The sequence below is a fragment of the Ruegeria sp. HKCCD7181 genome (assembly GCF_057221055.1).
In genome coordinates, this window is the sequence record NZ_JBWVBC010000005.1 from 19,909 (window position 1) to 34,865 (window position 14,957).

The following is a 14,957-nucleotide window of genomic DNA, read 5'->3' on the forward strand; positions in this document are numbered from 1 at the left end:
ACAGGCCCCGCCCCTAGAATCGCGCCTTTATCAAATGCGTTGCCGCCGCGCCTGCTTCGAAAAAGGCGCGACGCACACCTGTCCAGGATTCTCGATACTGCGAAACGGCGGGCACCGGTAGGTACGACGGGTCCCCGTTCAGCAGGCTTTCCGCCATCATTCGACCGAACACGGTGCCAGGCCCAATCCCCCGGCCCGAAAACCCGTGTACGGACAGCGCATTGGGACCAATCTCGGCGATCTTGGGAAGATGATCCGAAGTCATCGCGATTCTGCCATGCCAGCCCTCGATCAAAGGCTGGTCGGTCAATTGAGGGTAAAGCTCTGCCATCTTGCGCCGAACCCAGCCTGAGTGCACAGCCTGACCAATCTGCCCCAAGTCTCCCATGCCCCCGATGATGAACCGCCCATCCTGATCCATTCGGAACGACGTCATGATTAGCCCCGTATCCCAGCACCCTTCCCCGCCGGGTAGAATACTTGCGCGCAAATTGTTTGACAGCGGAGCAGTTGCGTATTGGAAATAGTAGACCGGCACATAGGCGGGGGCGGATTGCGCGAGGTCTTGATGGTACGCATTGGTAGCCTGAAGGACCGCCCTTGCCCGCACCGCTCCTTGGGGCGTCTTCAGCACCCAATCCCCATCCTGACGCTGCAATGACTGCACTGGGGTGTTCTGGAAAACTTTGGCCCCGGCCAAGATCGCGGCCCTTGCCAAACCCTTTGCGTAAGCCAAAGGCTGAATCGTTCCAGCGCGCGGATCAAAAAGCGCCCCGTGAAACCTGGCACTGCCCGTATTGGATTGCGCCTCATCTGCTGAGACAAGCACAACGGGCGCGCCCGAGGCGGTCTGCTGAGCCCACCGTGATTGCAGGTCGCGGAAACCTGCCGCGGAATGTGCGCAGTGCAGCGTTCCGTTGTGAACCGGCTCGCACTCGATGCCGTGAGTGTCGATCAAGTGAAACACATCGTTGGGCGCTGTGGACAACAATGCGATCAGACGGTCGCCGCTCTCATGCCCCAGATAAGACCGTATCTGATCCGGCGGCATCCAAAGGCCGGCATTCACCAGCCCGACGTTGCGCCCCGATCCGCCGTGCCCGATCTCTTGTGCCTCGAGTAAACAAACCGACGCGCCTGCCTGAGCCGCAGTCAGCGCAGCAGAACATCCCGTGTAGCCGCCGCCAATAACCGCAAGATCTACCGCCAGATCACTGGAGAGCGCCATGGCATCGACGTGTTCTGCGCAGGTTTTTCGCCACAGGGATTGGTCGTGATCGCTCAATTTGAACCTCGTGTATCTGGGCGGATCATCGGCGCAGACGGATCCAGTGACAAGCGTCCTTTGGACCTCATACCCAAAACAATTGTCTCACTTTGTTGAACCTCGTTTGCAAGGCTGGGGAAATTGGACTTTCGGACACTCTTTGATCTGGCTGGGTAGATTCGCCAGTGATATTCGCTGCAAAGATATGAGGTTTGTTCATATGACCGCGCCACTGCTGCATCTCGACACCCATCCTGACGCGTGGGGGCGATGGTTCGATACCCAGGGCACTCCAGCGGAATGCCGTTTGATCACTTTTCGACCATGGTCCAGGCGACAATCTATGGGTTGGGCTTTTTTCGTCCGGATTATCTGGTTGCAGATGATCTGTACACGAAGCGTCTGGTGCTGGCTTGGGACGGCCACGCGTAAGCCTCGGCGCCTATCACTTTGTCAGGCCGGCGGAACGGGCCGCGTCCGAGCCACTTAGTTCGTTCCACTTATGGTTGCAGGAACAAATAGGATCGGAAGATTCGCATCAGGCAACCGCATTCAGAACTTGCCGTTTTCATTTCTCCATTCGCTGCGCGGTGCGATTGTCTCGAGCGTATCCCAGTGCTCAACGATCTTGCCGCTCGCAACGCGAAACAGATCATAAAAGGCGCTGTGATTGCCGTCGAACATGCCTTCGCACACAGTCAGGACAAAATCTCCTTCGGCTAGCACACGGTGAACGCGCTGATAGTCGACAATCTTGACGCCATTGCGCATCGCCGACAGGGATTGGCGCAACTCTGCCAGGTCGTCGGTAAGCCGCGGATTGTGCTCGGCAAAAACGCTGGCGTCGATGTCGGATTCAATCCGGTCAATATCGCCCGCAATCAAAACAGCTTCGACAAAGGCGCGCACGAAAGCACGATTCTTTTCGGTCAGGTCCGGGTCACTAACCTCTGTAATTCCGTCCACCATGCTGTGCCCGGATCTGTTCGGGCCCTGCCGTTTCTGGATATTGTCCCAGTGTTCGACCGCTTTCCCATCTTCGAAGCGGAACACCTCGAACCCGATATTGCGGCGTGAAAAATCGTATTCCGTATGGGCGAATACGTAAGCTCCGTCCTCGAATGCCCTCACAACATTTACGCGCGGCGACGTTTCGGACAAGCGCTTGAACAAGGCGGCCAGACCTTCGCTGCCTTCGTGGGTCTGAGGGTTATGCTGAATGTACTTGGCTTCGTTCACCACAGAGACAGGGCCGGGGTTACCGGTCTCGATGCTTTTGAGCAGGGCTCGGATTCGGTCCTTGTTAGTTTCTGTCATGTTGGGCCATTTCAGTACGATTTCGAAGCCCGGTCAGAATGCCATCCAACCTGAAGGACGGCAATCTTCCGTCAGGCAGACGCTGCGCAGTCTTCGGCTTTGCGTCTTGCGGGCGGCAGGAGGGCCGGGCAGGTGCGGGCTGCGCTCGCACCTGCCCGGCCCAACGGGAGGAGATGTTCCGTCAGGAAAATCGACGACGGGCGGGAGCCGTCGGGTTCCGGTTACACATCCAACGAACGGGCTATGAGCTCCTTCATTACCTCGTTTGTACCACCATAGATCATCTGAACCCGTGCATCCGCGTAAAGCCGGGCAATAGGGTATTCCATCATGTATCCATAGCCGCCGAACAGCTGAAGGCATTCATGCATGACCTCATTCTGCACTTCGGAGCCCCAGTATTTCACCATCGAGGCAGTCGCAGCATCCAGCTCTCCCGCCTCAAGCTTGGCGATACATTCATTTACGAAGCTACGCAGGACTTCGGCCTTGGTCTTGCACTCGGCTAACTTGAAACGCGTATTCTGGAAATCCATCACGCGCTGACCAAAAGCCTTGCGCTCCTGAACGTATTTCACCGTCTCGGCGATGGCAAAATCGATCGCGCCCAAGGCCATTATCCCTATGGTCAACCGCTCCCACGGCAGTTGTTTCATCAGCTGGTAAAACCCCTGCCCTTCGTCTGCCCCCAGCAGGTTGGTCATCGGCACCTTTACGTCTTCAAAGAACAACTCGGCCGTGTCATTGCCCTTCATCCCCAGTTTTTTGAGGTTTCGCCCCCTGCGAAATCCCTCAGCGCCTTCGGTTTCCACTACAATCAGCGAAATACCCTTCGACCCCAAAGATTTGTCCGTCTTCGCCGCCACGATAACCAAATCAGCGGACTGGCCATTGGTGATGAATATTTTGGAACCGTTGATCTTGTATGAGTTCCCATCCTTCTCGGCCGTTGTCTTCACCGCCTGCACATCCGACCCGGTGCCCGGTTCGGTCATGGCCAGCGCACCGACCATCTCGCCCGAGGCGAGTTTCGGAAGCCATTTCCGTTTCTGCTCTTCGCTGCCATATGCGGTAATATAATGGGTTGCGATGGACTGAATGCCATAACCCCATCCGGCGTCCCCGCGTGCGGTTTGCTCGTACAACGTTACGGCATCAAACCCCATGCCTCCGCCGACACCGCCGTATTCCTCGGCAATCGAACCCGCCATCAAGCCGGTTTCGCCAGCCTTCAGCCAGAACGCGCGATCAACGACACCATTTTCGACCCAGGTCTCGGTATTCGGTACAAGGGCATCATCCATGAACCGGCCCGCCATTTCGGCAAACATCCGGTGTTCATCAGTGACCCATGCTGCGGTGCTGGTAAAAAGAGACATTGAGACCTCGTTCAACTGGAATTGCACCAAAATTAGCCGCTGCCGCGCTTCCAGCCAATCCATGTGACGTGGCGTCCGCGAAGGCCAGTACGCAACGTTCTGTCTTTCATTCGCCCAGTGCACCCCTCGCATTATCACACCTTTGTCAAAGGCCGGGTCAAATACCCTACTGGGATAGAAGGCTGGGAATCGCGCCCTATCTATCGACTGTCGAGCGAACCGATCCCTTCCGAATTCAGGGGCAACGAAAGGAATACCCATGCCACGTGCCTTTTCCCAACTGACCTTCACACCAGCCGTACGCGCGCATCAGGATCGCATGGGGTCTGCCGCGACATACGCCAAATTCATCCAGGGCGGCCCGCAACAGGGCAATAAGATCGGCCCGAATGAAAAAGCCTTTATCGAAGCGCGGGATGGGTTCTATCAAGCCACGGTATCTGAAACGGGGTGGCCATACGTGCAGTTTCGCGGTGGCCCTATCGGCTTTCTGAGGGTTATCGACGACCACACAATCGGATACGCGGATCTTACTGGCAAAAAACAGTATATTTCGCGCGGAAATCTGGATGGTAATGACCGCATAGCGATGATCCTGATGGATTACGCCAATCAACGCCGCCTGAAAATTCTGGGTCGGGTTTCCTTTACCGAAGGCGCCGATGCCGCGGCCGATCTGTACCCCAAAGGCACAGAGACCGAGGCAGAGCGTGCCGCGATTATCCATATCGATGCACTGGATTGGAACTGCCCGCGCCATATCACGCCCAGATTTACCGAAGCCGAGTTGCGCCCTCATCTGAACGATCTGGGGCAGCAGATGGCGCAGCTTCAAGCGGAAAACGAGCGTTTGAAGACAGAATTGGATCACCGGAAGGGTGCTTCGGGCTAGAACATCGCAGAAAATCACCGAATACCCCTTGACCTTCCCGTGACTGGAACCCCCATCTGAGGGTAACTGCCAGTATCAGGACGACTCGGATGACGGAACGAAACCACGCTCAGATCAAGGTTACAGGGATGGGATGCGCCTCGTGCGTTGGACGTGTGGAAAACGCGTTGCAGGCGGTCCCCGGCGTCAGCAAGGCTTCGGTCAATTTTGCCACCGAGACCGCACAGATCGTATATGACAGCCAATTTCCCGACGTCGCTAAAGCGCTGGATGCGGCTGGATACCCAGCGGCCACGCAGGAAGACGTTTTGCACATCGATGGGATGAGCTGCGCTTCTTGCGTTGCACGGATTGAAAAGGTGCTGATTGCCAGCCCGGGTGTGGTCAATGCAAACGTGAACCTTGCCGCACAAAACGCGACGGTGACTTACGTCCAAGGCGTAACCGACCCGGCTGCGCTGGCAAAAGCAGTGACCGAAGCCGGTTATCCGGCTCACCCGGCAGGCGAGCAAGACGATCACGATCGGTCCGCGAAAACTGAAGAGATCAACGCACTCACCCGCGCAACACTGTTCGCAGGAGCGCTGGCTCTGCCTGTTTTCGTGTTAGAAATGGGCGGACATATGATCCCGGCATTTCACCATTGGGTGCAGGCGAACATCGGCGCTCAGACCAGCCATCTGATTCAGTTCGTTTTGACCTCGGTATTGCTGATCGGGCCTGGCCGGGTGTTCTATGCCAAAGGCGTTCCATCACTGCTGCGGCGGGCACCTGATATGAACGCACTGGTCGCGCTGGGAACCGGGGCGGCATATCTCTATTCCGTCGTCGCAACTTTCGCACCGCAGATACTGCCGCAAGGCACCGCCAATGTCTATTTCGAGGCCGCCGCCGTCATCGTCGTCCTGATCCTGTTAGGTCGCCTGCTGGAGGCACGCGCCAAAGGTCGGACTGGTGCGGCAATCCGCAAGCTTGTCGGGCTGCAACCCAGCACCGCGCGCGTAGAGCGCGACGGAGTATACGTCGACCGCCCTATTGCCGAGGTTGTGGTGGATGACATCTTGCAAATCCGACCCGGCGAACGTGTTCCCGTGGATGGGCTGGTTCTGGACGGCAGTTCGTATGTGGACGAAAGCATGATTACGGGCGAGCCGGTACCCGTAGGCAAAGAGACCGGTGACGAGGTTGTCGGCGGCACCGTGAATGGTACCGGAGCGCTGCGAATCCGCGCGACCCATGTGGGCGCAGATACCGTGCTGGCGCAGGTTATTCGGATGGTTGAGCAGGCTCAGGGTGCGAAACTGCCTATTCAGGGACTGGTCGACCAGATCACCCATCGCTTTGTACCGGCCGTCATTGGCGTTGCCGTGCTGACCGTGTTGGCCTGGTTGCTGTTTGGCCCTGCCCCTACGCTGCCACTGGCTTTGGTGGCGGGTGTTTCGGTGCTGATCATCGCCTGCCCCTGCGCCATGGGTCTGGCGACACCGACTTCGATCATGGTAGGTACGGGCCGCGCGGCGGAGCTGGGCGTTCTGTTCCGGAAGGGCGATGCGTTACAGCAATTGCAGCAGGCGCGAGTTATTGCGCTGGACAAGACCGGAACACTGACCCTTGGGCGGCCCGAATTGGTTGAAGTGATCACCGACAGCGGATTTAACCGGACCGGGGTTCTGCGGCTGGCGGCGGCAGTTGAGGCCCGATCGGAGCATCCGATAGCCTCTGCTATTACACGCGCCGGACCGACAGAACTGCCGGGTATTTCGGATTTCGAGTCCCTGACCGGCCTTGGATTGAGCGCGATGGTAGATGGGCGCTACGTATTGATTGGATCAGACCGTCTTATGGAGCAAAACGATGTCGATCTGAGCAAGTTAGCGCCTGAGGCTGCGGAACTGGCATCCGCAGGGGCTACGCCGCTATATGTCGCGGTTGACGGACAACCCGCCGCGGCACTTGCGGTATCTGATCCGATAAAACCCGGCACACGTGCCGCCCTGGAACGTCTGCACGAGATGGGAATGACGCTGGCGATGGTCACGGGAGACAACACTCGCACGGCCCAAGCGCTGGCGGATGAGCTGAACATCGACCATGTCACAGCCGAAGTGCTGCCCGATGGCAAATTGGCTGCAATAACTGCGTTGCGAGAGCAGTATGGAACTGTGGCCTTCGTTGGCGATGGCATCAATGACGCGCCGGCTCTGGCAGCGGCTGATATCGGAATTGCTATCGGCACCGGCACTGATGTGGCGATTGAAACGGCGGATGTGGTGCTGATGTCGGGCGATTTGCGAGGTGTGGCAAATGCGGTCGAGATCAGCCGCCGAACCATGCGCAATATCCGTCAGAACCTGGGCTGGGCCTTTGGCTATAACACGTTGCTGATCCCCGTCGCTGCAGGCGTTTTATACCCATTCGGCGGGCACCTGCTGTCGCCGGCGCTGGCCGCGGGCGCGATGGCGTTGTCCAGCGTCTTCGTCGTTTCCAACGCGCTGCGCCTGCGCCGTGTTCGCGCGAGTGTTCCGGAAACGCACGGCTCGCTCTCATCGCAGGAGGCTCATTCATGAATATCGGAGACGTCGCAAACCGAACCGGGCTGCCTGCTAAAACGATCCGTTATTACGAAGAGATCAGCTTGATCAAACCGTTACGCGACGACAACGGCTATCGCCGATTTCGCGAGCAGGACATTCACAAGCTGAACTTTCTGGGCCGCGCCCGCGCGCTGGGATTCACTATCGAAGATTGCCGTACCCTGCTGGCGCTGTACGAGGATGAAAGCCGCGCCAGCGCAGACGTGAAGCGGATCGCGCGCGAGCACCTGACACAAATTGATGCCAAGATTGCCGATCTGAAGGCAATGCGCGACACGCTCGGCCACCTGATCGACGCCTGTGCAGGTGATGATCGCCCGGATTGTCCGATCCTTCAGGATCTCGGCGGGCAGGCGTAACTCGGGGTTGCCCTTTGGTCCGAGCTTTGCTTTGTCAGTGCTGAACATTCCGGCGCTGGTAGCAGTAGCAGGACAAGGGAGAGGATCACCAAATGGCAAAAGTCGCGTTCCTTGGCCTAGGTGTCATGGGCTATCCTATGGCGGGGCACCTTCAGGCCGCAGGTCATCAGGTTACAGTCTTTAATCGCACATCCACCAAAGCCGAGGCTTGGGTCGCCGAGCACGGCGGCGCAATGGCTGCAACGCCACAGGAAGCTGCAAAGGGCGCGGAATTCGTCATTTCCTGCGTCGGCAATGACGACGATTTGCGCATGGTCTGCACTGGCGAAGACGGGGCTTTTCACGGTATGTCCGAGGGCACGGTTTTTGTCGATCACACCACCGTTTCCGAAAAAGTCACACGCGAGCTTTATGCGGCTGCGAAAGCGAAAGGTATTGCGTTTGTCGACGCGCCGATTTCGGGAGGTCAGGCTGGGGCAGAAAATGGTGTTCTTTCGATCATGTGCGGCGGCGATCAGGCCGCCTATGACGCGGCTGAACCCCTGATGCAGGTCTATTCAAAAATCTGCCGTCGTATGGGTGACAACGGTGCCGGGCAGTTGACAAAAATGTGCAACCAGATCGCCATCGCGGGGTTGGTCCAGGCTTTGAGCGAAGCCTTGCATTTTGCGGAAAAAGCCGGGCTTGACGGTCGCGCGGTGGTTGAAGTTATCAGTCAGGGCGCCGCGGGCAGCTGGCAAATGGTGAACCGGCATGAAACCATGCTGGATGATCACTTTGAGCATGGATTCGCCGTCGACTGGATGCGCAAGGATTTGGGTATCTGTCTGGATATGGCTAACGAAACCGGCGCCTCATTACCTGTAACGGCACTGGTCGATCAGTTCTACAAGGATGTGCAGAAACTGGGTGGCGGGCGATGGGATACGTCCTCGCTGTTCAAGCGTCTGCGGGCGCTGGATTAAGGTAAGCGGGCACCGCCTCCCTTTTCGCAATCGACAATTTACCCCCGATGGTTTCTTGAAAAGAAGAAAGCGGGAAATGGTGAAGACAAGACAGGGTTTTGAATGAATGAGATGACGACATTCTGGGCGAACGCCTTGAGCGGGGTTTGGGGACTGGACGCGCGGCTGACGCGGCTGGATGGGGAATATGACCTCAACTTCCTGGTGCAGGCGACAAACGGTCAAGACTACGTCCTGAAAGTCATGCGAGCAGGCTGCGCACCCGATCTGGTCGATCTTCAAATCAAAGCGCTGGCACACATCGCGGCGAAGGCTCCTGGGCTTCCATTTCCCAAAGTGTTTCCGACCGTGATTGGCGATGTTCTGCCCGAGATTGCAGACGAGGACGGGCAACCGCGCCTTGCCTGGTTATTGGAGCGACTTCCGGGGCGGTGTTACGCCAAAGTCGCGCCCAAGTCCGAAGACCTTATTCTCAAACTGGGTCGGGTGCTGGGGGCGACGGACCGGGCTCTGGACGGGTTCACACATGACAGCCTGAACAGATCAGATTTCAAGTGGGATCTGATGCAGGGCGGATGGATTTCGGACAAACTAGGCGCCATTTCCGATACTAGCCGGCGCTCAGTACTGGAGGAGATCGTACGGGATTACGACGCGATTTCCGACGAGCTTTCGCGCTTACCTGTGCAGGCCATTCACAACGACGCCAACGACTACAACATTCTGGTCGAGGGCGAGCTGAGTGAACGCCGCAGCGTCTCGGGTCTGATCGATCTGGGTGATATGTGCGCAGCTCCGCGTATCTGCGACCTGGCGATCGCCGGGGCTTATGTCGTGCTGGATCACCCGAAACCCGAGCGCGCTCTGGCATCGTTGGTTCGTGGCTACCACGCTGCAAATCGTCTAAGCCCTGAGGAAGTCGATCTTATCTGGCCTCTACTGCGTATGCGATTGGCAGTATCAGTCGTCAATTCGACCCTGATGGCGGTAGAAAACCCGGATGACCCTTATGTCACCATCAGTCAGGCCCCTGCATGGCGCTTTCTGGAGAATACCGGCGTCAACGGCGGCCTTATGTCCGCCCGGCTAAGGACCGCATGCGGGCTGCCCGTTGTTGATGGGGTCGAACGGATCCACGCCTATTTGTCCGATCATCGCGGTTACTTCTCGCATTTATTCGGGCAGAGCCTGAGCGACGCACCTATGGGGTCTTTATCCGTCGAGAACTCCACCTGGCCGCAAAATCCGTTTCACATGCCGCTAACCGAGGCCGCGCGCGTGGGCGAGGAATTCGGAGATGGTCTCTGGCTTGGATACTACAACGAGCCCCGTCTGATTTACGCCGAACCCGGGTTTCGCAAGGGGCCGTGGAGGGCCTCGGACCGGCGCACGGTGCATCTGGCGGTGGATGTCTTCACCCAAGCGGGCACAGTCCTGCACGCGCCGATAAGCGGGCGGGTGGAAGTTGTGGAAAACCGCGATCATCACCTCGATTATGGCGGCGTCGTGATCCTGCATCACGAAACGCCTGAAGGGGATCCCTTCTATACGCTCTACGGCCATCTGGACCCAGAGATCTGCGACCGCCTGAAACCGGGCGATCCAGTGGCGCAGGGTGCTGCCTTTGCCAAGTTGGGGGACGCCAGCCAGAATGGAGGCTGGGCGCCCCATGTGCATTTCCAGCTGGCCATGACCACTGCCGGAATGGATGCAGACTGGCCTGGCGTTGCCGACCCGGACGAAATGGAACTGTGGAACGCCGTATGCCCTAACCCTGCGGCACTGCTCAACCTGCCAGACGACAAGGTGCTATATCGCCCGACCGACAAACAGGCCATCCTGCAAGGACGGCATGACCATTTCGGAGGCAATCTCAGCCTGACCTATGACGACCCGGTCATGCTGGTACGCGGTTGGAAACACCACCTGTTTGACGAATGGGGCCGCCCCTATCTGGACGCCTATAACAACGTCCCGCATGTAGGTCACGCACATCCCCGCATTCAGGCCGTGGCGGCGGATCAGCTGAAGCGGATGAATTCGAACACCCGGTATCTGCACCCCGCGCAAACCGCATTTGCTGACAAAGTGCTATCCAAACTTCCGGAACACCTCGAGGTCTGCTTTTTCGTCAACTCCGGCACTGAAGCGAACGAGTTGGCCCTGCGCCTGGCCCGCGCCCATACCGGGGCCAAGGGCATTGTAACGCCCGATCACGGGTATCATGGCAACACCAACGCGGCAGTGGCGATCTCGGCTTACAAATTCAACAAGCCCGGCGGTGTAGGTCGGGCCGATTGGGTCGAACTGGTCGAAGTTGCAGATGATTATCGCGGCTCGTTCAAGCGTGATGATCCCAACCGCGCGCAGAAGTTTGCGGATCTGGTGGATCCAGCGATTTCTGCGCTGCAAGACAGGGGCCAAGGTCTTGCCGGCTTTATCGCGGAAACCTTCCCTTCGGTCGGCGGGCAGATCATCCCGCCCAAAGGATACCTGCCTGCGGTTTATGAGAAAATTCGCGCCGCCGGAGGCGTGTGTATCGCTGACGAAGTACAGACAGGCCTTGGACGGCTAGGAGATTATTATTTCGGTTTCGAACACCAAGGCGCCCTGCCCGACATCGTGGTGATGGGTAAACCCATCGGCAACGGCCATCCGCTGGGCGTTCTAGTGACTACGAAGGCCATCGCCGAAAGCTTCAATAACGGGATTGAATTCTTTTCGACCTTCGGCGGCTCAACCCTGTCCTGCCGGATCGGCAATGAGGTGCTGGACATCGTTGACAACGAAGGCTTGCAGGACAATGCCAAAGCCATGGGCGAGCGGTTGATGACCGGCCTTAAACAAATCGAAGCCGATTTCCAGCATGTCGGCGACGTCCGCGGCATGGGGCTGTTTCTGGGCATCGAACTGGTTAATCCGGACGGCTCTGAAAGCCCCGAGATCTGTAGCTATGTCAAAAACCGGATGCGCGACCATCGCATCCTGATCGGCAGCGAAGGGCCCAAGGATAATATCCTGAAAATCCGCCCGCCTCTGACCATCGAAGCCGAGGATGTGGATATGATCCTTTGGGCGCTGCGCGACGTACTGTCGGAGGTCGAAGACTACGCGCCTGCGCCGGTTTGCGAGCATGATAATCACCACGCGGGATGCGGGTGCTGCTGACGCATCCTTACGTCTCGTGAGTGCTTGAAAAACAAAACCCCGGCGGAAATTGCCGGGGATTTGTTGTACCGATCAGTGCAACACCGCAGAGGGTGCAGAATGCCCTGTCGTCGGCACGGGGGGTGCAGATATCATACGGCGCAGCACCAGTCCAAGTTCCTCGGACAAGGATGCCAGAGCCGGCGCAAAATCAGGTCGCACGATCAGAGAAGCCATCATCATGGCATCCTCGCGCGCGCCTTCCGAGGCGGCGGCGATCATCTGAGCGAAACAGTTCTCGTCCGCGCCAAGGCAGGAACACTCTCGCCCGTGTCGGATCAGCGGACGGCGACCATATTGCGAACAAAGCGTACATAGGCGGTCCAGCGTAAGCATTGCGGCCTGCCCCCGGTCCGAGCCCAGCGCGATATCGAAATCGCTTGCTGCATCCTCGCGACCCGACGCTCCGTCGCTCCAAAGCCGCAGGTACATGACCGCACCGGCTTCAACCGGGCTCAGATCGGCCAGTCGACCGACAGCCGCCCCGCCGCGCGAAGATGGCGCGCTCATTTCGTCAGGATCAATTTGCCCGCGCGGGTGATGCGCAAGGTGTAGAGCTGATCGCCAAGCTCAATATGAGCCAGATTGCCACCATTGGTCAGCTCTTCGGCCTTATGGGCCGGCAGCATCGAGACAGCATAACCTTGAGTCGGTGTGGGATTTTGCGCGTTCATCGGGACATCTCCAGAGCGTTTCGGGCAAAGTGCCATATCTGTTAATGGTTTTCGTGATCTGGCTGACCCTTTTGGGCTGGCTTTCCGTTCCTGAGTCTTAATCTGATTATTTTAGTCGGGATTGTCAAGCGCCAGACTCCAAACCTTTTTGTCTGCCTGCTGGTTGCACTCTGGCACCTGTGCGGTTTAGGCCTGAGACCGACAGAAATCAGAGGCGGGCCCTTCAATGAGCGCAACTATTGTCTTCGACCTGGACGGCACATTGATCGACAGCCTGGCCGACCTTTCACAGGCGGTGAACCGGATGCTTGCGGACGTGGATCTTACACCGCTGTCTCAGCCAACGATCCGGCAATTCGTCGGCAATGGTCTACCGAAACTGGTCGAGCGGACGATGGATCATTGCGGCCTGCCGCGGCACCGTCATTCCGAACTGACAAAGGTGACACTGGGCCATTACAACGCTGCCGCCTGTGATCGGACGACAGTTTATCCCGGGGTACCGGAAGCGCTTGCCCAATTGCGCGAGATGGGCTGCAGCCTGGGCGTCTGCACCAACAAACCCGAAGCCCCCGCCCGCCACGTATTGGACGCGCTGAACCTGTCCGGGTATTTCGACGCCGTTCTGGGTGGTGATACCATGAGCACGCGAAAGCCGGACCCGGCCCATCTGCACGCCAGCTTTGACGCTTTGCCCGCCTCCGGGCCCAGACTTTTTGTCGGTGACAGCGAAGTTGATGCCGAAACCGCGCAACGGGCTGGCGTACCGTTTTTGCTATTTACCGAAGGTTATCGGAAATCCCCTGTCGCGGACCTGCCGCATCGGGCCAGCTATACCCACAGCGCCGATTTGCCAGAACTTGTCCTGCAGATACTACAAGACAATCCACACCCGGCCGCTTGAGCCGCCAGATCACCTGGCATCCTGAAATGAAATTGAGGGGCTGGCCGAGGGGGTTAGTAGCCAGCCCCCCATAGGGGAATTAAGTGAGAGTGGTAAGGCCTTGCGGCCCTGGTAATAACCAATGGATAGCGCATGCACTGGCGGTGCGAAATTGGGGGTTTCCCGTAGAGCCCTTACTTCGCCAACCACAGGCGGTTTTTTGCCAACGTAATTGACGCTAAATCCTAAGACACAACGTTCAGCGCGGCGCGTGCGATGACCAGCTCTTCATTCGTGGGAATAACCATCACTTGGACCCGAGATGACTCGGACGAAATGACTCGGGCGTTACTTTGGTTTGCTTCTTCGTTCAATTCGATCCCAAACCATCCCATATCCGCGCAAATCTGGCTTCGCACCCGGGCTGAGTTCTCACCTATACCGCCGGTGAACACCAAAGCGTCCAGGCCCCCGACAACGGCAGTAAGCGCACCAAGTTCGCGACGGGCGCGAAAAGTGAAATACTCAATAGCCTTCCGGGCTTCTGGCAACTCAGATTGTTCCAGCGTGCGCATGTCATTGGACACACCAGACAGGCCCAGCAAGCCGGAATGACGATACAGAAGATCCGAGATTTCCGAGGCACCCATGCCCTTCTGCTGCATCAGGAACAACAGCGCGCCTGGGTCGATCTGCCCGCAGCGCGTACCCATCGGCAGCCCGTCCATGGCAGAAAACCCCATGCTGGACCCGATAGAGCTGCCGTTCTTCATTCCGCACATCGAGGCCCCGTTACCCAGATGCGAAACAACGACCCGTCCGGCAAACGTCTGCGGCTCCGTCTCGGCCAGATGACCCGAGATGTAGTCATAACTAATCCCGTGAAACCCGTAACGCCGTACACCCATCTCGTAATATTCGATGGGTAGGGCGAATGTATCATTGACCCAGGGGTGGTGACGATGAAAAGCAGTATCAAAACAGGCAACCTGCCTGGCAAGCGGAAACGTCTCCATCGCGGCACGCACACCCTGCAGGTTGAAAGGTTGGTGCAGGGGCGCAAAGGGCACCAGCATATCCAGCATATTCAGACTGTCCGAAGTGATCAGGATAGGCCCGTCGTTATCTGGCCCGCCATGCACGATCCGATGCCCGACAGAAACAACATTTGCCGCGGGAAAATGCCGCTGCAACAAGCTCAGAACACTATCGATTGCGACTGTGTGATCTTGCAACGCACTTGAGGCCTCATGTGCGATCACCCGGCCATCTGCCATGTGCGCGCTGACATTGGCGGTGCGTCGACCGATCCGCTCGACAGCGCCAGAGCAGATCAGCGTGGGCTCGGCGCCTTCGGCCGCGAATAACGCGAATTTCAGCGAAGACGAACCCGCATTCAGAGTTACGATATGATCCACGC

The 14,957-nt window shown here is 57.9% G+C and carries 12 protein-coding genes and 1 pseudogene; 7 read left to right on the plus strand and 6 right to left on the minus strand.

Annotation, left to right across the window (positions count from 1 at the left end):
* Positions 1–13 precede the first annotated feature (13 nt).
* Positions 14–1,285 (minus strand): NAD(P)/FAD-dependent oxidoreductase, encoded by a 1,272-nt coding sequence (locus AC2TCY_RS11265; protein WP_480847546.1) that lies wholly within the window; start codon positions 1,283–1,285, stop codon positions 14–16.
* Between the two features lie 282 nt (positions 1,286–1,567).
* Here AC2TCY_RS11265 and AC2TCY_RS11270 point away from each other — a divergent pair, with 282 nt between their 5' ends.
* Entirely contained in the window at positions 1,568–1,699 is a 132-nt protein-coding gene (locus AC2TCY_RS11270) for a hypothetical protein (protein ID WP_480847548.1), read from the plus strand.
* A gap of 120 nt (positions 1,700–1,819) precedes the next feature.
* Here AC2TCY_RS11270 and AC2TCY_RS11275 read toward each other — a convergent pair whose 3' ends face one another.
* Both AC2TCY_RS11275 and AC2TCY_RS11280 read right to left on the minus strand, forming a co-directional pair.
* Complete coding sequence (locus tag AC2TCY_RS11275; RefSeq protein WP_480847550.1) at positions 1,820–2,584, minus strand: nuclear transport factor 2 family protein; 765 nt, start codon at positions 2,582–2,584, stop codon at positions 1,820–1,822.
* 221 nt (positions 2,585–2,805) lie between these two features.
* Positions 2,806–3,963 (minus strand): acyl-CoA dehydrogenase family protein, encoded by a 1,158-nt coding sequence (locus AC2TCY_RS11280; RefSeq protein ID WP_480847551.1) that lies wholly within the window; start codon positions 3,961–3,963, stop codon positions 2,806–2,808.
* Between the two features lie 259 nt (positions 3,964–4,222).
* Between AC2TCY_RS11280 and AC2TCY_RS11285 the strand changes: the two genes are divergently transcribed.
* The 5 genes and pseudogenes from AC2TCY_RS11285 (at position 4,223) to AC2TCY_RS11305 (ending at position 11,941) form a co-directional block, all read left to right on the plus strand.
* A complete protein-coding gene (locus AC2TCY_RS11285; RefSeq protein WP_480847553.1) occupies positions 4,223–4,855 on the plus strand; it encodes a pyridoxamine 5'-phosphate oxidase family protein in 633 nt (210 codons plus the stop codon).
* Positions 4,856–4,944: 89 nt separating this feature from the next.
* Positions 4,945–7,422 (plus strand): heavy metal translocating P-type ATPase, encoded by a 2,478-nt coding sequence (locus AC2TCY_RS11290; protein WP_480847555.1) that lies wholly within the window; start codon positions 4,945–4,947, stop codon positions 7,420–7,422.
* Complete coding sequence (cueR, locus tag AC2TCY_RS11295) at positions 7,419–7,808, plus strand: Cu(I)-responsive transcriptional regulator (protein ID WP_480847557.1); 390 nt, start codon at positions 7,419–7,421, stop codon at positions 7,806–7,808. The genes AC2TCY_RS11290 and cueR overlap by 4 nt, the downstream gene beginning before the upstream one ends.
* A gap of 86 nt (positions 7,809–7,894) precedes the next feature.
* Positions 7,895–8,773 (plus strand): annotated as a pseudogene (locus AC2TCY_RS11300) (NAD(P)-dependent oxidoreductase); the annotation flags it as partial.
* Positions 8,774–8,875: 102 nt separating this feature from the next.
* On the plus strand, positions 8,876–11,941 hold the full coding sequence (locus tag AC2TCY_RS11305; protein WP_480847559.1) for an aminotransferase class III-fold pyridoxal phosphate-dependent enzyme: 3,066 nt from the start codon (positions 8,876–8,878) through the stop codon (positions 11,939–11,941).
* Positions 11,942–12,013: 72 nt separating this feature from the next.
* Here the strand turns inward: AC2TCY_RS11305 and AC2TCY_RS11310 are convergent, their stop codons facing one another.
* Both AC2TCY_RS11310 and hemP read right to left on the minus strand, forming a co-directional pair.
* Complete coding sequence (locus AC2TCY_RS11310) at positions 12,014–12,490, minus strand: hypothetical protein (RefSeq protein ID WP_480847560.1); 477 nt, start codon at positions 12,488–12,490, stop codon at positions 12,014–12,016.
* Positions 12,487–12,654, minus strand: a complete 168-nt coding sequence (hemP, locus tag AC2TCY_RS11315; RefSeq protein WP_298387027.1) for a hemin uptake protein HemP — start codon at positions 12,652–12,654, stop codon at positions 12,487–12,489. The genes AC2TCY_RS11310 and hemP overlap by 4 nt, the downstream gene beginning before the upstream one ends.
* A 226-nt stretch (positions 12,655–12,880) precedes the next feature.
* Between hemP and gph the strand changes: the two genes are divergently transcribed.
* Positions 12,881–13,558 carry a phosphoglycolate phosphatase gene (gph, locus tag AC2TCY_RS11320; RefSeq protein ID WP_480847561.1) on the plus strand — a complete coding sequence of 226 codons (678 nt, stop codon included), beginning with the start codon at positions 12,881–12,883 and terminating at the stop codon, positions 13,556–13,558.
* A gap of 224 nt (positions 13,559–13,782) precedes the next feature.
* On the opposite strand, the gene AC2TCY_RS11325 is transcribed toward gph, so the two are convergent.
* Complete coding sequence (locus tag AC2TCY_RS11325) at positions 13,783–14,955, minus strand: acetate/propionate family kinase (RefSeq protein ID WP_480847562.1); 1,173 nt, start codon at positions 14,953–14,955, stop codon at positions 13,783–13,785.
* Positions 14,956–14,957: the final 2 nt, after the last annotated feature.

What these genes read in the sequence shown, in the direction of transcription:
- AC2TCY_RS11270 (WP_480847548.1), top strand. Translation starts at nt 1,568, where the DNA reads ATGCCGTTTGATCACTTTTCGACCATGGTCCAGGCGACAATCTATGGG.
- AC2TCY_RS11275 (WP_480847550.1), bottom strand. Translation starts at nt 2,584, where the DNA reads ATGACAGAAACTAACAAGGACCGAATCCGAGCCCTGCTCAAAAGCATC.
- AC2TCY_RS11280 (WP_480847551.1), bottom strand. Translation starts at nt 3,963, where the DNA reads ATGTCTCTTTTTACCAGCACCGCAGCATGGGTCACTGATGAACACCGG.
- AC2TCY_RS11285 (WP_480847553.1), top strand. Translation starts at nt 4,223, where the DNA reads ATGCCACGTGCCTTTTCCCAACTGACCTTCACACCAGCCGTACGCGCG.
- AC2TCY_RS11290 (WP_480847555.1), top strand. Translation starts at nt 4,945, where the DNA reads ATGACGGAACGAAACCACGCTCAGATCAAGGTTACAGGGATGGGATGC.
- cueR (WP_480847557.1), top strand. Translation starts at nt 7,419, where the DNA reads ATGAATATCGGAGACGTCGCAAACCGAACCGGGCTGCCTGCTAAAACG.
- AC2TCY_RS11305 (WP_480847559.1), top strand. Translation starts at nt 8,876, where the DNA reads ATGAATGAGATGACGACATTCTGGGCGAACGCCTTGAGCGGGGTTTGG.
- AC2TCY_RS11310 (WP_480847560.1), bottom strand. Translation starts at nt 12,490, where the DNA reads ATGAGCGCGCCATCTTCGCGCGGCGGGGCGGCTGTCGGTCGACTGGCC.
- hemP (WP_298387027.1), bottom strand. Translation starts at nt 12,654, where the DNA reads ATGAACGCGCAAAATCCCACACCGACTCAAGGTTATGCTGTCTCGATG.
- gph (WP_480847561.1), top strand. Translation starts at nt 12,881, where the DNA reads ATGAGCGCAACTATTGTCTTCGACCTGGACGGCACATTGATCGACAGC.